Annotated in this window: 23 protein-coding genes; 9 read left to right on the top strand and 14 right to left on the bottom strand. The window is 57.1% G+C overall.

Annotation, left to right across the window (positions count from 1 at the left end):
- Window positions 1–82 precede the first annotated feature (82 nt).
- The 4 genes from R1T46_RS08695 to R1T46_RS08680 all read left to right on the top strand — a co-directional run bounded on the left by R1T46_RS08695 (window position 83) and on the right by R1T46_RS08680 (window position 6,427).
- On the top strand, window positions 83–373 hold the full coding sequence (locus R1T46_RS08695; protein ID WP_317308013.1) for a type II toxin-antitoxin system ParD family antitoxin: 291 nt from the start codon (window positions 83–85) through the stop codon (window positions 371–373).
- A 300-nt stretch (window positions 374–673) separates the two neighbouring features.
- Window positions 674–3,682, top strand: coding sequence for an ATP-binding protein (locus R1T46_RS08690; RefSeq protein ID WP_317308012.1), 3,009 nt, complete (start codon window positions 674–676; stop codon window positions 3,680–3,682).
- Complete coding sequence (locus tag R1T46_RS08685) at window positions 3,675–5,369, top strand: response regulator receiver domain (protein ID WP_317308011.1); 1,695 nt, start codon at window positions 3,675–3,677, stop codon at window positions 5,367–5,369. Before R1T46_RS08690 ends, R1T46_RS08685 begins: the two co-directional genes overlap by 8 nt.
- Entirely contained in the window at window positions 5,345–6,427 is a 1,083-nt protein-coding gene (locus R1T46_RS08680; protein WP_317308010.1) for a DNA cytosine methyltransferase, read from the top strand. Before R1T46_RS08685 ends, R1T46_RS08680 begins: the two co-directional genes overlap by 25 nt.
- Before the next feature lie 77 nt (window positions 6,428–6,504).
- Here R1T46_RS08680 and R1T46_RS08675 read toward each other — a convergent pair whose 3' ends face one another.
- From R1T46_RS08675 to urtA, 14 genes are all read right to left on the bottom strand, one after another.
- Complete coding sequence (locus tag R1T46_RS08675; protein ID WP_317308009.1) at window positions 6,505–6,978, bottom strand: very short patch repair endonuclease; 474 nt, start codon at window positions 6,976–6,978, stop codon at window positions 6,505–6,507.
- 235 nt (window positions 6,979–7,213) lie between these two features.
- Entirely contained in the window at window positions 7,214–7,795 is a 582-nt protein-coding gene (locus tag R1T46_RS08670) for a HupE/UreJ family protein (protein WP_317308008.1), read from the bottom strand.
- Between the two features lie 45 nt (window positions 7,796–7,840).
- Complete coding sequence (gene ureG, locus R1T46_RS08665) at window positions 7,841–8,479, bottom strand: urease accessory protein UreG (protein WP_286748813.1); 639 nt, start codon at window positions 8,477–8,479, stop codon at window positions 7,841–7,843.
- A 39-nt stretch (window positions 8,480–8,518) separates the two neighbouring features.
- Window positions 8,519–9,214: an urease accessory protein UreF gene (locus R1T46_RS08660; protein WP_407070121.1), complete on the bottom strand. Its 696-nt coding sequence runs from the start codon at window positions 9,212–9,214 to the stop codon at window positions 8,519–8,521.
- Complete coding sequence (gene ureE, locus R1T46_RS08655) at window positions 9,204–9,734, bottom strand: urease accessory protein UreE (RefSeq protein ID WP_317308006.1); 531 nt, start codon at window positions 9,732–9,734, stop codon at window positions 9,204–9,206. Before ureE ends, R1T46_RS08660 begins: the two co-directional genes overlap by 11 nt.
- Window positions 9,735–9,744: 10 nt before the next feature.
- Entirely contained in the window at window positions 9,745–11,448 is a 1,704-nt protein-coding gene (ureC, locus tag R1T46_RS08650; RefSeq protein ID WP_317308005.1) for an urease subunit alpha, read from the bottom strand.
- 213 nt (window positions 11,449–11,661) lie between these two features.
- On the bottom strand, window positions 11,662–11,976 hold the full coding sequence (locus R1T46_RS08645; protein ID WP_317308004.1) for an urease subunit beta: 315 nt from the start codon (window positions 11,974–11,976) through the stop codon (window positions 11,662–11,664).
- A 10-nt stretch (window positions 11,977–11,986) separates the two neighbouring features.
- The gene (gene ureA / locus R1T46_RS08640; protein WP_007152777.1) at window positions 11,987–12,289 is read right to left on the bottom strand and encodes an urease subunit gamma; all 303 of its coding nucleotides are present in this window, start codon (window positions 12,287–12,289) and stop codon (window positions 11,987–11,989) included.
- Window positions 12,290–12,640: 351 nt separating this feature from the next.
- Window positions 12,641–13,552 (bottom strand): urease accessory protein UreD, encoded by a 912-nt coding sequence (locus R1T46_RS08635; RefSeq protein ID WP_288075905.1) that lies wholly within the window; start codon window positions 13,550–13,552, stop codon window positions 12,641–12,643.
- Window positions 13,549–14,247: an urea ABC transporter ATP-binding subunit UrtE gene (urtE, locus tag R1T46_RS08630; protein ID WP_317308282.1), complete on the bottom strand. Its 699-nt coding sequence runs from the start codon at window positions 14,245–14,247 to the stop codon at window positions 13,549–13,551. Before urtE ends, R1T46_RS08635 begins: the two co-directional genes overlap by 4 nt.
- 17 nt (window positions 14,248–14,264) lie before the next feature.
- Window positions 14,265–15,089, bottom strand: coding sequence for an urea ABC transporter ATP-binding protein UrtD (urtD, locus tag R1T46_RS08625; RefSeq protein WP_317308003.1), 825 nt, complete (start codon window positions 15,087–15,089; stop codon window positions 14,265–14,267).
- Window positions 15,086–16,222, bottom strand: a complete 1,137-nt coding sequence (urtC, locus tag R1T46_RS08620; protein ID WP_091642988.1) for an urea ABC transporter permease subunit UrtC — start codon at window positions 16,220–16,222, stop codon at window positions 15,086–15,088. The genes urtD and urtC overlap by 4 nt, the downstream gene beginning before the upstream one ends.
- 3 nt (window positions 16,223–16,225) lie before the next feature.
- On the bottom strand, window positions 16,226–17,824 hold the full coding sequence (gene urtB, locus R1T46_RS08615) for an urea ABC transporter permease subunit UrtB (protein ID WP_317308002.1): 1,599 nt from the start codon (window positions 17,822–17,824) through the stop codon (window positions 16,226–16,228).
- A 97-nt stretch (window positions 17,825–17,921) separates the two neighbouring features.
- Window positions 17,922–19,232, bottom strand: coding sequence for an urea ABC transporter substrate-binding protein (urtA, locus tag R1T46_RS08610; protein ID WP_036209057.1), 1,311 nt, complete (start codon window positions 19,230–19,232; stop codon window positions 17,922–17,924).
- 802 nt (window positions 19,233–20,034) lie between these two features.
- Here urtA and R1T46_RS08605 point away from each other — a divergent pair.
- From R1T46_RS08605 to R1T46_RS08585, 5 genes are all read left to right on the top strand, one after another.
- Window positions 20,035–20,304 carry a ComEA family DNA-binding protein gene (locus R1T46_RS08605; protein ID WP_348121387.1) on the top strand — a complete coding sequence of 90 codons (270 nt, stop codon included), beginning with the start codon at window positions 20,035–20,037 and terminating at the stop codon, window positions 20,302–20,304.
- A 168-nt stretch (window positions 20,305–20,472) separates the two neighbouring features.
- Complete coding sequence (locus R1T46_RS08600; RefSeq protein ID WP_007155579.1) at window positions 20,473–21,249, top strand: (Fe-S)-binding protein; 777 nt, start codon at window positions 20,473–20,475, stop codon at window positions 21,247–21,249.
- The gene (locus R1T46_RS08595) at window positions 21,246–22,697 is read left to right on the top strand and encodes a LutB/LldF family L-lactate oxidation iron-sulfur protein (RefSeq protein ID WP_007155580.1); all 1,452 of its coding nucleotides are present in this window, start codon (window positions 21,246–21,248) and stop codon (window positions 22,695–22,697) included. The genes R1T46_RS08600 and R1T46_RS08595 overlap by 4 nt, the downstream gene beginning before the upstream one ends.
- Window positions 22,694–23,353, top strand: coding sequence for a lactate utilization protein C (locus tag R1T46_RS08590; protein ID WP_041335556.1), 660 nt, complete (start codon window positions 22,694–22,696; stop codon window positions 23,351–23,353). The genes R1T46_RS08595 and R1T46_RS08590 overlap by 4 nt, the downstream gene beginning before the upstream one ends.
- A complete protein-coding gene (locus tag R1T46_RS08585) occupies window positions 23,350–24,270 on the top strand; it encodes a DMT family transporter (RefSeq protein ID WP_288074528.1) in 921 nt (306 codons plus the stop codon). Before R1T46_RS08590 ends, R1T46_RS08585 begins: the two co-directional genes overlap by 4 nt.
- The last annotated feature ends 13 nt before the right edge of the window (window positions 24,271–24,283 follow it).

The raw sequence follows: 24,283 nt of genomic DNA, 5'->3' as shown, positions 1-24,283 counted from the left end.
TGCTCACCCAATTTATCCGCAATTGCTGAAACCAATCTATTGGCATAATATGCCAATAGAGTTACGACAGGATGATACGCCCATGGCAACGAGAAACATCGTACTCACTGACCATCAGTCACAAGTCGTCGATTATCTGGTAGCTTCTGGCCGCTACCAGAACGCAAGTGAAGTTCTGCGAGCCGGGCTCAGGATGGTGGAAGAAGCCGAGTCTGCCTACACCACCAAGGTGAATGAACTCAGAGCCGCCGTCGCCGAGGAAGACGTGAAAGACGTGAAAAACGGGAAGACCAGACATTTCACAGCGGACGAGTTCGCGACTTACCTCTCCGAACGCGCTAAAGAAATCACTGGAACGAAACGGAACACCTGAAGCCAATGAAACCATGGAAGGTAGTTTTCACCGACAGCGCATTGGCTAGCTAATCGGTGTCCCATTTTTTGATCCCGGTTCTTGGGCACTTATTTGGAGAACTCCATCCAGTGCGTCTATACTGCCGGAGGATTATGGCTAAACCTTTTGTAAACAGACTGTTGCGAAACATTAAATAGTTGGCTACCAATAAGCCTTCATAAAGCCCCAACCCATTAGATCGCATACCTATGGAATTTCCTCCCGGTCCAGCTCTGAGAACAAGGTCGCCTACAACACTTCAATTAATTGGAAGCTCCTATGGCTAATTTCGCAGTCAGAGCCCGCGCTGTCGACATGCTGGGACGCCAGCAAATCGCAGGCGTTCCCACTGCAATTCATGAGCTGTTCAAGAATGCCCACGACGCATACGCGACTCGCGTTGAGGTTGACTTTATTCGTGAACTAAATCGTCTGGTGATCAGAGACGATGGCCTGGGAATGACAGAGGAAGACTTTCGAAACCGCTGGCTTGCCCTCGGGACTGAAAGCAAGTTCGGCTCAAATGCGGAGGCCTTAGCGAAGTGGACTGGTCCCAACAATCTCCCCATTCGTCCACTAATGGGAGAGAAAGGTATTGGGCGCTTAGCGATTGCAACGATTGCTCCTGTGGTCTTGGTTCTTTCACGCGCAGTTCGTCTGGATGGCCTTCACAAGCTAACGGGCTGTCTAGTTTGCTGGCCCCTTTTCGAGCTGCCAGGATTGGATATCAGCGACATCGACGTTCCGCTACGTACTTTCAGTCGATTTCCTGAGACCGAAGATATTGCATCCATGGTCGATGACGTTAAGTCAAACATTAGCTCCATCGTGGAGGATTCCCAAGACCGTGACCGTTTGGTGCGCCTTATGGATTCGTGTTTATTCGATCCGATGGAAACGGATATTTGGCTCGCCGACGTCGCAAAAGAGATCGAGGAATCCAACCTGACACTGACTGATGGTCATTATGGCACGCATTTTCATCTTTTCGAATGTGATGAAAGCCTTTTAGTCGATGTAAACGGGCACGACAGTCTCGAAAATGGCTCGGCAATAAAACGCATTCTTCTGGGGTTCGGAAATACGATGTCTCCAGAACATGACCCACCAGTGAAAGCCGAATTTCGCGATCACAAACCGACGGGAAACTATGACGAGTTGATCGGAAACGATGAGTTTTTTACCAGTAAAGATTTACTTTTAGCTGATCACTTCATCGAAGGGCGTTTCGACGAGTATGGGCAGTTTCGCGGAACTATTCAGATATACAGAAGCGACCCAATAGAACTAACTCTGAGTTGGCCTGACGCCAAAGGCAAACCGATAGCTTGTGGACCTTTTGATCTTCGATTGGGCGTAATTCAGGGCCAGGTTGAAGAGACCCTCATAGAGTCAGAAGAATACAACCGAATCGAGTCGAAAATGGATCGGTATGGGGGGCTATATGTTTATCGCGATGGTATTCGCATCCTTCCCTACGGTTTGCCTGATTTTGACTGGCTGGGAATCGAGTTCAGGAGGACAAAGTCGGCATCCGATTGGTTCTTTTCCCACCGCCGTATGGCCGGCTACGTAGCTTTAAACCGATATGACAATGGCTCATTAAACGAAAAAGCTGGTCGTGAAGGGTTCAGGCAGAATCGCGCTTATCTCGATTTGCAGGCTGTGCTTTCTCATTGGTTCAAACAGGTTGCGAAAGATTTCTTTCGGAAATCTGGAGAACGTAGCCCGATTTATCGCGAGATACTTGAAGGTAAACGCCTCGAGGCTAAACGACTCCGGGAGCGTAAAAAGAGAGCCATAGAGTTGAAGAATCAGTTTCGGGAAGAGCTTAATGCCCAACATGACAACATCGATGATGGAAAGTACGAGAACCACGTTGAGGACATTCTATCCACTGCGTTATCTCAGTTTGAACAAGCGAGTGCCTCAGCTGCATCGAGACTCTCAGACCAAAAAATGCAAACGCTGAGCACTGAGACAATCAAGATTGAGGATAGTGCAGTTGCTCAACTTGAGAGCCTATCTCGTCGCCTACAAATGCCACGACCGAGGAATTTTAGTCTCTCGAAGCCAGATACTGGTTCATACGAAAGTTACTTAGACTGGCTTCAGGGGTTTCGTGAATACAAACTTGAACCGGCGGTCCAACGGATTCGTGGCAGCGCGAATCGGCTGCGTGAAGAAATCGGAGTAAAAGTTTCTCGGTCAGAGCGCGCTCGAAGCGGTATTGAGAATGAGATCAGGCAGATAGAGGGACTCGTAGCCAAAATGGTTAGATCAGTCCAATCAGAATCCGAGGCTTTCAAAAACACCGTCAACACTCATGCTTGGCAACTCAAAGAAAGATTCACTGACGAAATTCAAGCTGTTCAAAGTGAATTGCAACGGCAAGATTTAGACTCATTAACCGAGGATGCCGCAACTGAGGTGCAGCGGAATATAGAAGTTCGACTAGAACGTACTTTCGTGACCACGCAAGGAGAGCTCAACGCACTTCTCGATCAGCTCAAGTCTGCTAATGAAGATGTGCAGCATGAGAGCTTACCAGACGAGACTATCGCTGCTCTTGAGGGTCGGATTGGAGAGCTGGAAGAGCAACTCACTTTTTACAATGATCTAGCTCAAGCAGGCAGCGCCGTATCAATCTTGGGGCATGAATTGGAGAATGTGGTCTCGGGTCTCCGCGGTTCTATAAGAGATATCAAACCCTGGGCTGATGGAACACCTGAGTTGCACGTAGTCTATGATCGACTCAGAACTTATTATGATCACCTAGACAGCTATATTGGACTTTTTTCTCCTTTGACTCGCCGAGTGAGGCGGCGTCGTGTAGAGGTCAGCGGGGCATCAATACTTTCCTATGTAATAGAACTGTTTAGTGAGCGTTTCGACAGAACCGAGATAGAGCTTAGAGCTACCGAGGCTTTCAACGATTGGTCAATAACGAGTTTTCGCTCCACGCTTATCGCTGCTGTCGTGAATATAGTCGACAACGCAATTTATTGGATTGGCTCGGACAGGAATGCAGAGCCCTGGATTGAGTTAAACGCCCAAGGCGAGGGAATTGTCATTCGCAACGGGGGACCAGGCATACCCCGTCGCGCGGCAAGTACGATATTCGAATTCGGTATGTCTAATAAGCCAGGCGGAAGAGGGATGGGATTAGCTGTGTCCCGAGAAGCACTCGCCTCTATCGGTTTAAAGTTAGAGTTACTTGAAGAGGGAACCGAAACACGCCCTGCTTTCGTTATATTTCCAGACAATGGTAGCGAGCTAGATGATTGAGCCTGTTAACAACTTTGACGACCTTTGTAGCAATGCGGTAAAGGCCTTTCTCCAAACTGTAGTAGTCATTGATAATGAAGCATCTCTCGCGTCTGACGCTTCCATTAATACGAATACGGAGCCGACTGCTGCAACGCAAAGGCGACCTTCTGCTCCCGGAAAAGTGAAAGCTACTGAAAAGGCGGCTGTTGATCCACGAACACAGCGGGAAAGAAATAATAACCCCGCAGGGCATAGGCTGGAACTTAACAAAGTTTCCCAAGCTTTTGCTGGAGAGGGATTGACCTGTGGCGTTTATTTGCCGACTGAAACTGATCCCGCTGATGACAATCAGCTACTAAATGCAACAGTTCGAGCCATTTTGCCAACGGATGCTTGCGTGCTTGATTGGCAACTGAGAAAAGGCAACAGTCGCCCCGCAACAGAGGCGATCAAGCAAGTTCTCAATACAGACAAGGCAGAGGGCGGACGGCTCCGCCTAATATTGATATATACTGCGGAAAAATTGGAGGGAGCCTCAACGACGCTAGCCAAGGCACTAGTGTCTGAAGGTTATGAGATAAAAACAGACTCGCCGGATACTGCCCCGGTCATTATCGGCGATCATTTCAGAATCACCTTCATTAATAAGCCAACGCTCGGTCGGAACCCATCTGATGATCCCGCTGTCGTTCCTTGGAACCTGTTGCCACAGAGAATGATCAAAGAATTTACTATCTTGGCAAGAGGGCTTTTACGCGCCTTTGCTTTAGAGTCCGTTGCGGCAGTTAAACGAGACATTCACAGGATCCTGGCACAGTTCGATGAGGAACTTGATCCCGTTTACGCGGGCGACAGAGCCACGAAGCCCGACCCGAATGATGCGGGACGCCTGATGGTGGAAGTCCTCCAATCAGAACTCTCTTTATCTATAGATGCCTGTCAAGCGGAGCAAAAGGTACTCGGCCTTGAGAGTTGTATGCTGTGGCTACACTCTAGAGCTGGCCGACTACCACAAGAGAAGCCAGTTTCCGCCATCAAAAGAACAGGAGAGCTTCCCAAGATTAAATCGATCAATACAGAGACTCGCAAGCTCTTCCTAACAGATGGTTTTCGAGATGTATCGAGTGCCGATGGAAAGCATGCTAGTGTTTCTTGCTCTTTTTTTGACAACGAAGAAAAATGGAAGCAATACAGTTCAGATTATGCCGTGCTCACGACGATTGCGCGCCATTCTGGTGAGCGAGCTGGGAGACCCCCGGGTGAGTCGCCGTCTCTTCAATTCGGCACTATAATTGGTAGCCATGAGCAGACACTACTCTGCATTCAGCCAGCTTGCGACACCGTGCGCCTTCGAGGCGAGACAGGCTTTCTGTTCTTAAAACTGATCCCTGAAGACAGCGAGTTTGACCTTGTTCTTCCAGGCTCCGGTAACGGTACTCGGTATCAGATTCCTGATGGCTATAAATTCAAACATTTGCGGGAACTCACAACCGTTCACTTCAAACCTTTAGCAGAGAAGGACGTCATCCTTGCCAGAAATGATGATGACGGCATTTACAATTTCACAGATGCTTGCGGTGCTCAGTGGAAATGGCGGGCACAACTGAGGGAGATGACGGCTGTACATCTTGCCCAGAAAGCACTCCACACAATCGGACGAATCGGGTCAAATGAATTCGAATGGCTAAGAACAAGCGCAAAATAACAGGCGAGTCTCCAATAGCTGCAGATCTTTTTTGCGGTTCCGGTTCAGTTTCCGCAGCCTTAGCTTCTGCTGGCTTTCGTGTTGCTTTCGCCATTGATAACGACGACTCCGCAAAAGCGACCTACACAAAAAACCATCCTTCGACGCTTTTTTTTGGTCAAGATATCGGGGATGTAGATCCACTAGACGCCAAGGGATCGCTCCAAGGGCGCCCACTATCCATACTTGCCGTATGCGCTCCATGTCAACCTTTCAGCTCTCAGAACCGAAAGCGCAATAAGGCCGACCAACGGGCCCCTCTCGTACTTGAAGCCTTGCGTTTTGCAAAAGCCCTAAAACCTGAGACGATATGGGTGGAAAATGTCCCTGGCATAGTCCGTTCCGAGGCGAAACAGGAGCTTAGAGAAGGACTATCGAAGCTGGGCTATAGTTTCAGTGACCCGATACGCGTGTCAGCAACTGATTTAGGTGTTCCCCAGCGACGTTTCAGATCTATTTTCGTCGCATCTAAGTCCGACTTCGTTTTGAAGAGATTCGAGTCGCTTAGAACAACTCCTTCTGTCATTACTCCACCCACAGTAAGAATGGCATTTAGTGGTCTAAAGCCCGTAGGACTCGGCGAGCAGTGCCCCATAGATCCTCTGCATAGAGCCCGGCGTCACTCCCCCATTACAATCCAAAGACTACGGGCCATCCCGAAAGATGGAGGTAGTCGCGCAGCTTTGCCAGAAAACCTGCAACTTGCCTGTCACCGCAATCTACAAGCCAAATCTTTTCCCGACGTTTACGGTAGGATGGCTTGGGATCTGCCTTCACCAACACTCACTACCGGATGTACTGACGTAACCCGGGGTCGTTTCGCTCATCCCGAACAAGATCGAGCTATTACACTCCGTGAGGCTGCACGCCTACAAACCTTTCCGGACTCATATAGTTTCGAAGGGACTCACACCCAGATAGCCCGCCTCATTGGCAATGCAGTACCTTACGAGATGGCTCGACAAATTTTTCTAAGGCTTTTTTCTGAGGAAGTTCCAGCTCAAATTTGCGGTGCATAAGATGACATTCCTTTGCTCTCACTGGAACCCTCACGCACACTGCCAAGGACACCATTAGTCGAAGAGAATTGTATACTTCAATTGTATGCATCGCCCTTGTTACCTTCTATGGTCTCTAGGTCTACTCCACAACAAATCCAATCAGTAACCCAATTTGACAGCTCACCGAACTCAAGGCGGCCACGTCCCCTCAATGCGCATTCCCAAACCTCAAGCACACGCCACCCCATTTCACTCAGGGCGTAGGTGTTTCGTTGATCGCGTTCTTGATTAGTAGTTATCTTCTCTTTCCAGAAGTTCTGATTCGTGGCCGGTAACCGAGCCTTCGGGCATCCAATGTGACCATGCCAAAAACACCCGTGTACAAAGATCACTGCTTTAAACTTGGGCAGCACTATGTCAGGCTCGCCTGGGAGATCTTCGCGGTGAAGACGAAACCGGAATCCTCGGCCAAACAACATTTTTCTCAGTAACAATTCCGGCTTCGTATTCTTCCCTTTTACAGCCGACATATTTCGGCTTCGAGTATCAGCACTGTGCACATCAGTCATATCTACTCCACCCCTGCTTTCCGCCTTTATAACCACCTAAACTCATGTCTGAAAATTGATGTGGAAGAAAACTGTAAGCCCATTACGTGATTTATGAAAGAGTACCTTATCGTTTCAAGTTTGTGGATGGGACTACCCTAGGAGTTGATTTAATGCTCATTCAAGGCGTAAAAAAGGGGCGGAGCTCTTCTCCGTCCCCCTTCTCCTAGAGCAACGTACTGGTATGCCTTAGGCCTCAAGCTGCCAAAAAAACTCCAGTGACAGCCAGGGCTGCGCCGACTGCTTGGGAAACTCGGTTGTCGGTTATCGTTAGTAGCGTGCCAAGCCCACGTCCAACAAACGTCAGCATCAAAGTAGCGACGGAGAACCCAACCAGATAAATAGCGAGTGTCGCCCCAGCCGGCATCTCAGCCCCATGAGCAAACCCATGAAACACCATAAACGCCGCAACCAGTGAACCACCCACCGCCGTCGGCAATTTCACCATGGCCGCAATTAGAATACCGGCCAGTATCACGGACAGCGAAATCCCGGTTTCCACACCCGGCAGGCTCATCCCACCCCAGGCAAGCCCGGCGCCCAGTATCATGCCGCCAATTACGAACAACGGCGTGGCGTTTTTCATGGTGTTATTCTGGCGCACACCCCAGAACCCGATCGCCGCCATGGCCAACAAATGGTCCAGGCCCAGCATGGGGTGCAACAGGCCGCTGAGGAAGCCGCTTTCAGCGTGGGCGCTATGGCCGGTGTGAGCGGCTGCAGAGGTTGCGGTGAGTAGCAGGCCGGCGGCCATGAGGAGTTTGGTGGTCTGGTTCATGGTGTTCTTCCTTGTGTTGCTGAATTCGGTGTTTGTGGTTCGGTGTCAGGCGGTTTCGGCCACTTTGTTGGGGCGCCGTTCCGGAAGCATGCCGCGCTCAAGGATGAAGCTGATGATGGTTTCCAGCCCTACTCCGTCGTACAGGTTGGTGAACACAAACGGGCGCTCGCCACGCATTTTCTTTGAGTCCCGGTCCATCACATCCAGGGAAGCGTGGACCTGTTCGGCGATGTCGATTTTGTTGATGATCAGCAGATCGGATTTGGTGATGCCTGGTCCGCCTTTTCTCGGGATTTTGTCGCCGGCGGAGACGTCGATCACGTAGAGGGTCAGGTCGCTCAGTTCCGGGCTGAAGGTGGCAGACAGGTTGTCGCCGCCGGATTCCACCAGCACCAGTTCCAGGTTCGGGTGGCGGCTTTGCAGGTCGTCGATGGCCGCGAGGTTCATGGACGCGTCTTCGCGGATGGCTGTGTGGGGGCAGCCGCCGGTTTCCACGCCGAGGATGCGGTCGGCTGGGAGCGCATCGTGTTTCAGGAGGAAGTCGGCGTCTTCCCTTGTGTAGATGTCGTTGGTGACGACGGCGATGTCGTAGTGATCTTTTAACGCTTTGCAGAGTTGGCGCAGCAAGGCTGTTTTACCTGAGCCGACAGGGCCGCCGACTCCTACTCTCAGACAATGTTTCATGGCGTGTTCTCCGTTTCTCTAACAAATAGCGCTTTTTGTTCAGCTTCTAAAAAGCCGTGAATACTGGGTTTCATGGTGTGCGCTCGCGAGCGCGAGGCCGGGCAGTACCGGGCCGAGTTCGTTGTCTTCCCGCGTCAGTGCCTGGTCGACGGCGTGTACCAGTTTTGGGCGCAGCCGTTCGGTCAGCCGTTGAGCGGCGGTGTGGCCCAGGGGCATGGCTTTGCAGGCGACGGCGAGTTGGTTTTCCAGCCAGGCCCAGGCGAAGCCGAGCTGGGTTTGGCGCACGGGTACGTGGCGCATGTGGGCGGCCCAGGCGAAGACGGTGACGTAGCCGGGGTCTTCCGGCATTCGGCCTTCTGCTGGCAGCAATTCCAGGCTACCCAGCAGGCGAATGAGCGCAGAGCCCAGGCGGGTGTCTTCGTCGCTCAGTTCGGCGGTTTCGCGGGTGGCGTGCAGCCATTGGTTCCAGTGGGCCAGTCCAGCGTCGTCATTGGTTGCCCAGGCAGTTTGCAGGCGCACGAGCAGGGGCAACTCGCAGCGGGTGAGGCCGTCTTCCAGTACGCCTTCCAGCCAGTCGCCCAGTTGGTCTTCGTTGTTCACCCAGCCCAGTTCGAAGGCGCTTTCCAGGCCTTGGGACCAGGCGAAGGCGCCGATGGGCAGTGCGGGGCTGACCAGTTGCATCAGTCCCAGCAGGGACAGGTCGCCTACGGCGGTCTGGCTGCTGTCAGTGAGCATGAGGGTGGTCATGGTTGTGCCCGTGGCTGTGATCGTGTGAATGGCCATGGCCGTGGGCATGCCCTGCTTGGGCGTAGGCCCCGGGCTCCGGATCGAAGGGAGCCTGGTGGTGTACCAGGGTGGCGCCCAGGCGTTCGGCCAGTTCTTCCAGTACGTGGTCCGGCGGGAAGCGCACCCATCCGGTCTTTCCATCTGTTGCGGTGTCTTCGCTGCCGATGGACAGCGACACATGACGGTTGCCGAGGTGGTAGCACAACCGTGCCAACGGCAAGCCGGGTTCGATGCGGGCGGTGACGACGGGTTCGTCGGCGGCGCGGATGCGGATGATTTCGCCGCTTTGGGCCTGCAGGAATTCGCCCTCTCGCAGCACAGGGCCGCGGTCGAGGAACAGGCCAACGTCGTAGCCGGTGTCGGTTTTGGCGCGCAGGCGGCCGCGCATGCGCAGTTCGAAGGGCAGCGTTAGGTGGTCGTGGATTTCGCTGGTTTCCACTGGACCGATTCTCTGTGTCAGCTCAAGCATGTCGGGCTCCTTAAAAAAGATGATATAGCTGCGCCAGTGGCAGTTCGGTGGCGGGCTCGCAGGTGAGCAGTTCGCCATCGGCGTGCACTTCGTAGGTTTGTGGGTCCACGGTCAGGTGTGGGCAGGCGTCGTTGAGCTTGAGGTCACCCTTGCGAACGCTGCGCACGTTTTTACAGGCCGCGAGGGTGCTGTTAAGCCCCAGTTCCTTGCCAATGCCCGCATCCAGCGCGGCCTGGCTGACAAAGCTCAGGCGGGTGGCACTGGCGGCCCGGCCCAGCGCTCCGAACATCATGCGGTAGTGTACGGGCTGGGGCGTGGGAATGGAGGCGTTGGGGTCGCCCATGGGGGCCGCTGCAATCATGCCGCCTTTCACAATGAGCGCGGGTTTTACGCCAAAGAAGGCCTGGTCCCACAGCACCAGGTCCGCCAGCTTGCCCACTTCCACGGAACCCACTTCGTGCGCGATGCCGTGGGTGATGGCGGGGTTGATGGTGTATTTGGCGATGTAGCGTTTGGCGCGCAGGTTATCGGCGCCCAGTTGTTCGTCGTCCGGCAGCAGGCCGCGCTGGACTTTCATTTTGTGGGCGGTCTGCCAGGTGCGGCACACCACTTCTCCCACACGGCCCATGGCCTGGGAGTCGGACGCAATCATGCTGATCACGCCCATGTCCTGAAGGATGTCTTCCGCGGCGATGGTTTCGCGGCGAATGCGGGAATCGGCGAAGGCCACGTCTTCCGGGATGTTGGGGTCCAGGTGGTGGCAGACCATCAGCATGTCGAGGTGTTCGTCGATGGTGTTGACGGTGTACGGCCGTGTGGGGTTGGTGGAGGACGGCAGTACGTAGTCCTTGGAGCAGGCGGTGATGATGTCGGGGGCATGGCCGCCGCCAGCGCCTTCGGTGTGGTAGGTGTGGATGCACCGGCCTTTGAACGCGGCGAGGGTGTCTTCCACAAATCCGGATTCGTTGAGGGTGTCGGTGTGAATGGCGATCTGTACGTCGAACTTGTCCGCCACGGTGAGGCAGTTGTCGATGGAGGCGGGTGTGGTGCCCCAGTCTTCGTGAAGTTTGAGGCCCATGGCGCCGGCTTTGATCTGCAGTTCGAGGGACTCTGGCAGGCTGGCGTTGCCTTTGCCGAGGAAGCCGATGTTCATGGGCATGTCGTCGACGGCCTGGAGCATTTTGCCGATGTGCCAGGGGCCGGGGGTGCAGGTGGTGGCATTGCTGCCAGTCGCTGGGCCGGTGCCGCCGCCGAGCATGGTGGTGACGCCGCTCATGAGGGCTTCTTCGATCTGTTGGGGGCAGATAAAGTGAATGTGTGCGTCGATGCCGCCAGCGGTGAGGATTTTGCCTTCACCGGCGATGATTTCGGTGCCGGGGCCGATGACGATGGTGACGTCTGGCTGGGTGTCTGGGTTGCCGGCTTTGCCGATGGCGGCGATGCGGCCGTTTTGCAGGCCGACGTCGGCTTTGACGATGCCCCACCAGTCGAGAATCAATGCGTTGGTGATGACGGTGTCCATGACGGTGTCATCAGCCCGCTGGCTTTGGCCCATGCCATCGCGGATGACTTTGCCGCCACCGAATTTTACTTCGTCGCCGTAGTGGGTGGCGTCGTTTTCAACCTGGATCCACAGTTCGGTGTTGCCCAGGCGGACTCGGTCCCCGGTGGTGGGGCCGTACATGTCGGCATAGGCTTGTCTTGTTATCTTCATGCTGTCCCTCGTTTTTGCTTGGGTGCCTGGGTTACTGAGGCCTAATACTTCGGTGCCTGGGCCGGTCGGATAGGGCTTTCCAGGAAACGCTACAAGCACATCCATGTGCGCTTGGGCTCCGCCATCCATGGCTCCGCACATTCCTGGAAAGCCCTATCCGACCGGCCCTTTGAGCTCCTTCGGGCCTTCTTTAAAACCTTGTTTCCGTTGTTCTCAGTTCTTGTCCAATTTGCCCATGACTTCCTGGCAGAAACCGTAGATTTCGCGTTTTCCGGCGAACGGGATAAGGGTCACTTCTCTCGTTTGGCCGGGTTCGAAGCGGATGGCGGTGCCGGCGGCGACGTCCAGGCGGTAGCCCTTGGCTTTGGCCCGATCGAAGTCCAACGCGGGGTTGGCTTCGGCGAAGTGGTAGTGGGAGCCAATCTGGATCGGGCGGTCGCCGGTGTTGCCGACTTCGATGGTGATGCGCTGGCGGCCTTCGCAGAGTTCGATGTCGCCGTCTTTTAACTGGTATTCGCCGGGGATCATGGCAGCCTCCTCAAACTATGGGGTTGTGGACGGTGACGAGTTTGGTGCCGTCGGGGAAGGTGGCTTCTACCTGGACTTCGTCGACCATGTCGGCCACACCTTCCATGACGTCATCGCGGGTGAGGATTTCGGTGCCGGCGGTCATCATTTCAGCCACGGTGCGGCCTTCGCGGGCGCCTTCCATGATTTCGGCGCTGATGAGGGCGACGGCTTCTGGGTAATTCAGCTTCAGGCCTTTGGCCTTGCGGCGCTCTGCTAACAGTGCTGCTGTGAAGAGGAGCAGTTTGTCTTTGTCTCTTGGGGTTAATTCCATTTTTGTTCTCCTCGGGTTCTGGAGTTTGTCGGCAGGAGGGAAGGGGTGCACGGGATACGCGGTGAATACGTCCCTGTACGCTCGGAAAAAACATCCATGTTTTTTACGATCCCGTGCACCCCTTCCCTCCTGCCTTGTCTGAATTCTGAGTTGCCTGTTGGATTAACTTCCGTTGTTCCAAACAGTTATTTCTGACCCTATCGAGCTAGTGCGCTAACTCATTTTTCCGCTTAACAGGGCGGGGCGAACCGTCCGGGGATGTCGAAAACATGGATGTTTTCGTCAAGCGTACATGGACGTATTCACAGCGTGCCCCGGACGGTTCGCCCCGCCCTGTTCCCGCACCAACCATCAAGTCAACCAGATCCGCGGAACAACCGCGGACTGGCCGGCCAACAGAGGTCGAAGTACCTCCCAGGCCCGCTGGCAAACATCCCAGGCTTCGTTTCTTTCATTACCCAGGTACCGCAACAACACAACGCCACGCCGGCGTGTGATGGCCCAGTGGGCTGAAGCCGGCAGTTGTTCACGGATGGCTTCGATGGCGCCGGCTTCGTCTTCCAAACCAACCACCCACAAGGTCGCCTGAACGGTGGCGCCGCCCTGCCCCCATTTGCCTTGGAAACGGGCGTGAGTGGGGTCTAACAGTTGGCGCTCCAGCCATAGCGGTTTGCCGTTCATACTCAGACTGAAGCGTTGCTCCATGTGGCCGGTGACGAACGGCAGGTTGCTGGCCGGGCGGCCCAGGGCGAGAATTTCCCAGCCCAGGCATTTGGCGCCGGTTTCCAGTTCGATGGTGGTGGTCTGCTCGCCCCGGGAGCCGTTGAAGCCGAGGGTCTCCTGGGGCAGATATTCAAGAACGCCGCCGTTGGCGACGTTCAGGTGTGTATGCTGCGCCCAGGCGACGCCGTTGCGGTCGGCTTTGTAGAGTTTTGCCGCCGCCGGGGTGGTCACCAGGGTGTGGGCGCCGCTTCCAACCGTTACGTTGATAGTCAGGGCATCGCCGCTGACCAGGCCGCCGGGCGGGTGCAGCAGGTACACGTGGCAGCAGCCGGTTTTGCCTTCCGGGTAGAACGGCCGCTGCACGCGCAACGGGCCCTTGAACCGGGTGCGGGTCATGCGGGTGACCTGTGCGCCCTGCTCCTGCCTGGCGTCGAAGGCCAGGTCCAGGGTGGCGGCCCAGCGCCGGTCCGCGTCGAAGCGGTGGCCGGAGTCGTGGGCCGCGTCGGCGGCGTTGAGGGCGATCGATTCGTAGGCGGTCATACCGTCAGGTGCTTCTTGATGAGTTCATCAGACAGCTCGGCAATCTCGCCCTCGGCGACGCGGCGGCCGCGGTCCATGATGGCGAAGCGGTCGGCGTATTTGCGGGCAAAGGGCAGTTTCTGTTCCACCAGCAACACCGTCAGGCCGTCTTCCTTGATCAACCGGCGGATGACTTCGCCGATCTGGGCGACGATGTTGGGCTGGATGCCTTCGCCGGGTTCGTCGAGGATTAGTAACTGAGGCTCGATCACCAGGGCGCGGCCGATGGCGAGCTGTTGCTGCTGGCCACCAGAGAGGTCGCCGCCACGGCGGTTTTTCATTTCCTTGAGCACGGGAAACAGCTCGTAGATCCGCTCGGGGACTTTCTTGCTGCCGTCCTTGCGCACGGCCAGGCCGGTGCGCAGGTTTTCTTCCACGGTCAGCAGCGGGAATATCTGCCGGCCCTGGGGCACGTATCCGATGCCCAGGCGAGAGCGCTCTTCCAGTTTCTGTTTGGTCAGTTCGGTGCCGCCATCAAACTGGATACTGCCGCTGCTGGTGTTTTCCTCCCCCATCACGCATTTCATCAGGGTGGTTTTGCCCACGCCGTTGCGGCCCATCACGCAGGTGCACTGGCCTTTGGGCACGTCCAGCTCCAGCTCCCACAGGGTGTGGCTTTCGCCGTAGAACTGGTTCAGTTTTTCGATCTTGAGCATTTGGCTTGTACTTGGCATCAGGCTTCCTCCCCGAGATACACCTTGATCACTTCCGGGTCGTTGGAGACCTGGTCCATGCTGCCTTCCGCCAGCACGCTGCCCTGGTGCAATACGGTGACCTTGCGTGCGATGGAGCGCACGAAGCCCATGTCGTGCTCCACCACCACAACCGACTGCTTGCCGGCGAGGCTGGTGAGCAGTTCGGCGGTGCGTTCCATTTCTTGTTCGGTCATGCCGGCGACGGGTTCGTCCACCAGCAGCAGGCGCGGCTTCTGCATCAGCAGCATGCCGATTTCCAGCCACTGCTTCTGACCGTGGGAGAGGATGCCCGCCAGCTGGTTTCGCAAGTCCTGCAGGCCGATGGTTTCCAGCACTTCGTCGATGCGCTCGCGGAATTCCGCTTTCATGGCGGCCCGCAAAGTGGGGATCACCCGCTTGTCTGTGGCCATGGCCAGTTCGAGGTTTTCGAACACCGTTAAGGCTTCAAATACGGTGGGCTTCTGGAACTTGCGGCCGATGCCGAGGGTGGCGATTTCCGGCTCGTTCATGGTCAGCAGGTTGTGACGGCTGCCGAACCAGACCGAACCGGTGTCCGGGGCGGTTTTACCGGTGATGATGTCCATCATGGTGGTTTTGCCCGCACCGTTCGGCCCGATGATGCAACGCAGTTCGCCGTCGTCGATGGTCATGTTGAGGTTGTTGATGGCCCGGAAGCCATCGAAGCTCACGTTGACGTCTTCCATGTAGAGGATGGGCCCGTGGCGGGTGTCCACGGGGGAGACCGCCGGGGTCAGGAATTCGAACACCCGGTCGCGGTTGGAAAGCTCCTCGAGAATGCTCATGCGGTCGCCTCCGTGGTGGTTGGAGCGGCTGGGGTGCCTGGTTCATCCTGTTTGCCCTTGCGGCGGCTGGCCAGCAGGCCGGCGATGCCCTTGGGCAGGAACACGGTGACCAGCACGAACAGGCCACCCAGGGCGAACAGCCAGGCATCCGGCATCACGCCGGTGAACACGGTTTTGGCGTAGTTCACCAGTACCGCGCCGATCACCGCGCCATAGAGGGTTGCCCGGCCGCCAAGGGCGACCCAGACCACCACTTCAATGGAAAACAGGGGTGAGAATTCGCTGGGGTTGATGATGCCCACTTGAGGCACGTACAAGGCGCCCGCCACACCCGCCAGCATGGCGGAGACCACGAACACGAACAGCTGCACCCGGTCCACCCGGTAGCCCAGGAAGCGGGCGCGGGCTTCGGCGTCGCGGCAGGCGATGCTGACCCGGCCCAGTTTGCTGGTAACGATGCCGCGGCAGATCACGTAGCCAATGGCCAGGGCGATACCGGTGGCGATGAACAGCCCCAAACGGGTGGCGTCGGTACGCAGGTTGAAGCCGAGGATGTCGCGGAAGTCCGTCAGGCCATTGTTGCCGCCAAAGCCCATCTCGTTGCGGAAGAACGCCAGCATCAGCGCGAAGGTCAGCGCCTGGGTGATGATGGACAGGTACACGCCGGTGACCCGCGAACGGAAGGCGAGGAAGCCGAACACCAGCGCCAGCAGGCCCGGGGCCAGCAGCACCATGATGAAGGCAAACCAGGCCATGTCGAACCCGAGCCAGTACCAGGGCAGTTCCTGCCAGTTCAGGAACACCATGAAGTCCGGCAGGATGGGGTCGCCGTAGGTGCCTCGGTCGCCGATCTGGCGCATCAGGTACATACCCATGGCGTAGCCGCCGATGGCAAAGAAGGCGCCATGGCCCAGGCTGAGGATACCGAGGTACCCCCACACCAGATCCACAGCCACCGCGAGCAAGGCGTAGCACAGGTATTTGCCCAGCAGCGTCACGGTGTAGGCGCTGACATACAGGGCGCTGTCTTCCGGCATGGCCACGTGAAGGAAAGTCACGATGGCCAGGGCTGCAAACAGAACGCCCAGGAAAATCTGCGTGGATCGTTCACGCAAGGGTTGAGTCAACCACATACCTTAACCCTCCGCAGCCCGGCCTTTCTGGGGGAAGAGCCCCTTCGGCCGTTTTTGAATGAACAGGATGATGAAGACCAGCACAATGATCTTCGCGAGCACGGCACCAGCCCAGGGTTCCAGCAACTGGTTGATGGTGCCCAGCGACAACCCGGCGATGAGCGTGCCCCACAGATTGCCCACGCCACCGAACACCACCACCATGAATGAGTCGATGATGTAGTTCTGGCCCAGGTTGGGGCCCACGTTGGTGAGCTGGGACAGCGCCACACCGGCCAGGCCGGCGACGCCGGAGCCCAGGGCAAAGGTCATAATGTCGACCCGTGTCGCGCGAATGCCCATGGAGCGTGCCATGGCGCGGTTCTGGGTGACGGCCCGCACTTCCAGGCCGAGGCGGGTTTTGCGCATGATCATCATCAGCGCGGCAAAGACGATCAGCGCGAACGCCAGTACGTACAGTCGATTAAGAGTGAGGGAGAGCGCGTCGTTGATCACCAGCGAGCCGCTCATCCACTCCGGTGTCACCACGGTGCGGTTCTGGGGCGAGATCACGGTACGCACCAGTTGCTGCAGGATGAGGCTGATACCAAAGGTGGCCAGCAGCGTTTCCAGCGGGCGACCCTTGAGGAACTGGATCACGCTGCGTTCGATGATGATGCCGGCAGTGGCCGCCACCAGGAAACCGGCGGGAATCGAGAGGATCAGCGCCAGGCCCGGCTGGCCCGGCAACAGTTGCTGCATGCCCCAGGTGGTGTAGGCACCCAGCATGATCAGTTCGCCGTGGGCCATGTTGATCACGCCCATCACGCCGAAGGTGATGGCCAGGCCGATGGCGGCCAGTACCAGCACGGAACCCAGGCTGAGGCCGAAATAGAGGGTTTCGGCGGCGCGGTTGAGTTTCAGTTTCTGTTCGATCGAAGCCAGGGCCTGCTCGGCCTTGTCGGCCAGGGCCGGATTATCGCTGCGCACGGCTTCGTTCAGGGCAGCTCGGGCTCGGGGGTGAAGACTGCCGGCGAGCACGTCCACGGCCTCAAGATTACCCTCACCTACTCTGTAAATGGCCAGTGCCTCTTCGATGCGGTTGCGCACCGAGGCGTTCTCTTCCCGCTCCAGTTGAGCTTCCAGCGGCTCGACCAGGGAAGCGTCCACTTTGCCCATCATGTCCTGTGCGGAGGCTTCACGCACATCAGGGTCTGCGGCGTTCAGGTCCAGCATGGCAAGAATGCCCTCAAGCTGGCCCCGTATCCGGTTATTGATGGCGATCCGGTCCAGCTCGCGGCGGGACATTTCGCCCATGTTCTCTCCGGTCAGCGGGTTGGCGATTTCCCAGTCCCGGCCCCGGTTGTTCAGTACGATCACGACCTGACCGGTGTCGTCTATCCGGCTCAGGCGGTTGTTGCCATAAGCTTCGAGCCAGCCCCTGGCTCTTTCATCACCGCTGCTGACGATGGCATTGATGGCCTCTTCAACGCGGCTGGCGGGCGCTTCTGCAAGGTTATTCAGCAAGGCCGTTCCGGGGTCGTCTTCCTGGGCGGAGGCCGGAAGCGAGAGCACGGAAACCAGGGCGATAAGCAGCAATGTGAGCGATCGAAGGATGCTCATGATGGTGTCCTGTCGGTTGAAAGCGAGTTGCGGGGGCGACAACCGGGGCAGCATCGCCGCTCCCGGTTGTCTGTATTGCGCTGTTGGCTGCTATGCCTTATTCGGCTTCTTCAGCCGCCATTTCTCCGGCAGAAGCGCCGCACTTGCCGGTTGCGGTGTTGAAGCTTCCGCAGAACATCGGCTTGCGCCAGTCGGCAATCAGGTCACGGGAACCCGGCAGGAAGTCAGACCAGGCATCGCCAGCCACGGTAGACGGGGTTTCCCAGACCACGGAGAACTGGCCGTTGTCCTGGATTTCACCGATCAGTACCGGCTTGGTGATGTGGTGGTTGGGCATCATGGTGGCGTAGCCGCCGGTGAGGTTCGGTACGCTCACGCCGACGATGGCGTCTTTGACCGCATCCACGTCGGTGGTGCCGGCTTTCTTCACCGCTTCGATGTACATGTTGAAGCCGATGTAATGGGCTTCCATCGGGTCGTTGGTGACGGCTTCTTCGTTGCCGGTGTGCTCGATCCACTGGTCGATGAAGTCGTAGTTGGCATCGCTGTCCACACTCATGAAGTAGTTCCAGGCCGCCAGGTGGCCAACCAGCGGGCCGGTGTCGATACCGGAAAGCTCCTGCTCACCCACGGAGAACGCCACTACCGGGATATCGGAAGCGGAGATGCCCTGGTTACCCAGTTCACGGTAGAACGGTACGTTGGCGTCGCCGTTGATGGTGGAGACCACGGCGGTCTTCTTGCCAGCGGAGCCGAAGCGCTTGATGTCAGACACGATGTTCTGCCAGTCGGAGTGACCGAAAGGCGTGTAGTTGATCATGATGTCTTCCTTGGCCACGCCCTGGTCCATCAGGTAGGTCTCAAGGATTTTGTTTGTGGTGCGCGGGTACACGTAGTCGGTACCGGCCAGCACCCAGCGTTCAACACCGATGTTGTTCATCAGGTAATCCACCGCAGGAATGGCCTGCTGGTTGGGAGCGGCACCGGTATAGAAAACGTTCTCGGAAGATTCTTCACCTTCGTACTGAACCGGGTAGAACAGCAGGCCGTTGAGTTCTTCAACCACCGGCAATACGGATTTACGGGATACGGACGTCCAGTTACCGAAAATCACGTCCACTTTTTCCTGAGCCAGAAGCTCACGAGCCTTTTCGGCGAACAGCGGCCAGTTGGAGGCAGGGTCAACCACGACCGCTTCCAGTTCACGGCCCAGAACACCACCTTCGGCGTTCTGCTTGGCGATGAGCATTTCGACGGTGTCTTTCAGCACGGTTTCACTGATGGCCATGGTGCCCGACAGGGAGTGGAGGATGCCGACCTTGATGGGATCTTCGGCGGCCGCTGCGTTAAGAGACATTGAGAGAGCCAGTGCTGACAGGCCCAGTTTCACGTGTTTTCTAATCGTCATGTTGTGCATCCTTTTCGGATTGATTGGTGTTATTGCCCCAAAATGCACCAACACCTCTGCATCAGCTGTTCCAGAATGAAAAACACGCCTTATTTTTCAGTCAGTTAAATGACATTTGATAACCACTTACCGGGCTTTCGAACCAGCAGTAATGCACCACGATGAATCGCCACTCCGCTAAGCGCACTATTACGATGCGACAAACCCACAAACCTGCAATTCTATGAACTTAAAAAATAACCTGTTGTTTTAAATATTGTTTTTATTCTGATGCCAACTGGCCTCCGGTTATTGTCAAAAAATGGGGCAACAGAATGGTCAACTCTGGTGCTCCAGACCCTTAATCGTGCACCGGAGCTGTAAACGGGAAAATCCAGAAAATGCATGAACATACGTTCAATTTCCACCTGTCCGTTTGATTACAAATCTGTAAGAGATATCGCACAGATAAGGGAGCGAATGTCCGATTTCTTGAGAATAGCTCCCATGTAGAATGGTCAACGTCAAGGATGAGAAGCTGGCAGGGAAAGCTGGCTCAGGGAAGATAACTCCAGGGATCAGGAGTTGCCCAGGGAATCAGGGCTGCAGGGACGAACAACAGGGAAGATGCGCACAGGATGTTGCGCAGCCTGAAGGATCAGGCATGGGGTCAGCCACGGGCTCAGGAGCATAGGGAATGTGTTCCTGTCCGTGCACTTCCCCATCCCGCCGGTTACCGTCTTTTCTATTCAACCAGCTCCGCCGCTTTTACGTCCTGACGAATAATCAGACACGTAAAATCACTCTCAGGAGCAACGCAAGCATGAAACGCACCCCCTTTATCGCCATGATGGTCCTTCTGTTCAGCCTGTTCACCGGTTTCGCCCACGCTGAACCCGCCACCATCAACATCAACACCGCCGACATCGAAACCCTGGCCGCCCTCAACGGCATCGGGCAGAGCAAGGCCGAAGCCATCGTGGCCTATCGCGATGCCAACGGTCCTTTCCAGTCCAGCAACGACCTGACCAACGTCAAGGGCATTGGCGAGCGCACGGTTGAAAAGAACGCCGAGCGCCTGACGGTCGAATAACGCTATCCGGGCAGTGGCCGGCTGCCGCTGCCCTCTTCCAAGCCACGCGCTATCATCCCATCCGTTTTCCGAGCACACAGACTCCCCATAAAGTCGTCTGGCAACCGCCAGGGCATCGCCCTATTATTGTGGTTCAGAGAGACAATAATAATCGCGAGCGACGGCACTATGGTTGATCCCATCAAGGTTTACCCGGCCAAACCTTCCAAAGTCTATTTCTACGGCACCTGCCTGGTCGACATGTTCTATCCCGATGCGGGCATGGCCGGCATCCAGTTGCTGGAGCGCGAAGGCATTCAGGTCATCTACCCTGAAGACCAGACCTGCTGTGGCCAGCCTGCCTACACCTCCGGCTATCACGACGAAGCCCGCGCAGTCGCCCGCGCCCAACTCGGGCTGTTTCCGGAAGACTGGCCGATCGTGGTGCCCTCCGGTTCCTGTGGCGGCATGATGCGCAAGCATTACCCGGCGCTGTTCAAGGACACCTCCGATGAAGTCGCGGCCGCTGAAATTGCCGGGCGGGTATGGGAACTGACGGACTTTCTGGTGAACGTGTGCCACATCAAACTGGACGACCTGGGTGAGCCCACCACCGTAGCCATGCACACCTCCTGCTCCGCCCGCCGTGAAATGGGTGTGGCGGAAGTCGGCCCCAAACTGCTGGGGCAACTGAAAAACGTCAACCTGGTAGAACAGGTTCGAGCCGAGGAATGCTGCGGCTTTGGCGGTACCTTCGCGGTGCGCCATCCGGAAATTTCCGGGGCCATGGTCAGCGAGAAAGTGGACACCCTGGTGGACACCGGCGCCAAAGAGTTTGTCACCACGGACTGCGGATGTTTGATGAACATCGCCGGGTACGCTGAGAAAAACCAGAAGCCGGTGACCGGCCAGCACATTCTGAGTTTCCTCTGGGAACGCACCAGCAGTGGAGGTGAACAGTCATGAGCGAGACAACACACGGCTCTTCACACCATTCCGCCCACCACATCGATGTGAAAGAGTTCCACCCGCGCGCCCGGGCGGCCATCCACAACCCGCAGGTTCGCCAGAACTTCCGCAAGGCGATGGACGGCCTGATGACCAAGCGCAAGTCCGCCTTTGAAGGTTGGGACCTGGAAACCCTTCGGGACTTGGGCGCCAACATTCGCATGCGGGCCCTGGCCAGCCTGCCGGATTTGCTGGAGCAACTGGAACAGAAGCTGACCGAGAACGGCATTACTGTGCATTGGGCCACCGACGGTGATGAAGCCTGCCGTATCGTACGCGATATCTGCGTGGCGCGGGACGCCAAGACGGCGATCAAGGGCAAGTCCATGGTCTCTGAGGAAATGGAGCTGAACCATTACCTTGAGGAACAGGGCATCGAGGCGCTGGAGTCGGACCTTGGCGAGTACATCGTGCAACTGGCGGAAGAAACGCCCTCGCACATCATCATGCCGGCGATTCACAAGAACACCGGCGAGATCTCCCAACTGCTGCACGACAAAACCGGCACCGACCTTTCCAACGACGTGGAATACCTGACCGCGAACGCCCGACTCCAGTTGCGGGAAAAATTCCGTAATGCCGACGTGGGCATTTCCGGCGTTAACTTCGCCGTGGCCGAAACCGGCACCCTGTGCCTGGTGGAAAACGAAGGCAATGGCCGTATGACCACCACCGTACCGCCCTGCCACATTGCCGTGACCGGCATCGAGAAGGTGGTGCCCAACCTGGAAGACGTGACTGCCCTGCTGGCGCTATTGACCCGTTCCGCCACCGGCCAGCACATTACCACCTACTTCAACATGATTTCCGGCCCCCGCAAGGCCAACGAGATGGACGGCCCGGAAGAGGTTCACGTGGTGCTGGTGGACAATGGCCGCTCCACCATCTATCAGGACGACGAGCTGCTGGACACCCTGCGCTGCATTCGCTGCGGCGCCTGCATGAACCACTGCCCGGTGTATACGCGGGTGGGCGGCCATACTTATGGCACCACCTACCCCGGCCCCATTGGTAAAATCCTGATGCCGCATATGGTGGGCCTTGATGAGGGCCGTCACCTGCCGACGGCTTCAAGCCTGTGTGGCGCCTGCGGCGAAGTCTGCCCGGTGAAGATTCCGATTCCGGACCTGCTGGTGCGGCTGCGCCAGGAATCCGTGGACGGTGACAAGCTGCACCCCGCCAAGGTTCGTGGCCATGGCGCCAAACGCAGTAGCGTGGAAGCCATGATCTGGAAGGGCTGGAGCTGGATGCACGCCAAACCAGGCCTCTATCGCCTGGGCACCAGCTTGGGTGCGCGGTTCCGCAAGCTGCAACCGGGCAAGATTGGCGCCTGGACGCAATACCGAACCGCGCCAAAACTGGCACCCAAAACCCTCCACGAACGGATGAAGGAGCGTGGCCAATGAGTTCCAGAGACGCCATTCTCCAGCGCCTGCGCAACCGCACCGGCGGCGAACTGACCGCCCCGGAATGCGATTTTTCAGTGCTTGATCGTCCGGACTGGAGCACCGCTGAACGGCTGGACATGTTCGAACGGACCATCGAGTCAGTTCACGGCGAAGTGCATCGCACCACGGAATCCGGCTGGATTGACCGGTTGGCTGAAATCCTTCGGAGCCGCGGCGCCCAGACCCTGCTGATTGCCAAGGAACATGAGATCGGCCAGGCCCTGAGAAGCGCCACCCAAAACCGCGAGGACCTGCCGCAACTGCTGGTGTACGACGAGCCCATCGAAAGCTGGCAGGAAGCGCTTTTCAATGAGGTGGACGCCGGCATCACCTCTACCCGGGGCGGCATTGCCGAAACCGGGTCGCTGATTCTTTGGCCGACGGCGGATGAGCCCCGGCTGATGAGCCTGGTGCCGCCCATCCATATTGCGATCCTGAAGGCCAGTGAGTTGTACACCACGTTCCACGATGCCATGCAATCCCAGAACTGGGCCGCTGGCATGCCAACCAATGCGCTGTTAGTCTCCGGACCTTCGAAGACCGCTGATATCGAGCAAACTCTCGCTTACGGTGTTCACGGTCCCAAGGAACTCATCGTACTGGTTATTGAATGATCCGAGGCGCATTACTGATTGCCCTGGCCGCCCTGCTCTGGGCGACCACGGGTATCGTGGCAAAATTCCTGTTTTCCGGCTCCGACCTGCAGGCAGTGACACTGGGCTTCCTGCGCCTGGCGGTCGCTTTACCCTTCTTCTTTGGGCTGATGCTGAAGGAGCAGCGCGCGCTCGCTCGCAGTGCAACCTCTCCGCCAAAGTCCACCCGTAAAGCTCTGGTTCCGCTTGTGGCCCTGGGCTTCTTCCAGGCGGTCTATCAGGGCAGCTACCTGCTGGCCGTGGACATGACCGGTGCAGGTATCGCCACGCTGATTGCCCTGTGCCTGGCACCCGTGCTTGTCGCCATCATGGCGGCGCCGCTGCTGGGCGAGAAACCGGGCGTGGTGACAATGCTGGCGTTGGCCGCCGCTATTGCCGGCACCGCGATGCTGGTGATCAGTGACATGGACAGTGCTGGCCATCTTCGCCTGGGTGGCATCCTGGTGGCGGTTCTGGCGGCGCTGGTGTATGCCGGGTTTACGCTGACCAGCCGGCACACGTCCACCGGTACTCCGGTGTTCACCACGGCGTTCATCTGCTTTTTTACCGCCGCGCTGATCCTGCTGCCTGTGGTTGCGCTGAGTGGTGGTTTTGACGGGCTACAGAGCCTGGGCATTTCACAATGGCTGATGGTGGCCTACATCGGTGTGGTGCCAACTTGCCTGGGGTATGTGAGCTTCTTCAGCGGTATGAAGACAACACCGGCTACTCTGTCGAGCATTATCGTGACTCTGGAGCCGCTGTTCGTGGCCATGCTTGCGTGGGTGATTCTGGGTGAGGAATTGGGGGTGATCGGTATTGCCGGGGCGTTGATTCTGACGGCGGCGGTGATCGTGGCCTCTCGCAGCAGTGCCGGGAGTCGTCCCGACACTGCCTGATACCGCCGAGTCA

It is taken from the genome of Marinobacter salarius (assembly GCF_032922745.1).
GTDB lineage: Bacteria > Pseudomonadota > Gammaproteobacteria > Pseudomonadales > Oleiphilaceae > Marinobacter.
This window is presented reverse-complemented; position numbering and strand designations above follow the sequence as displayed.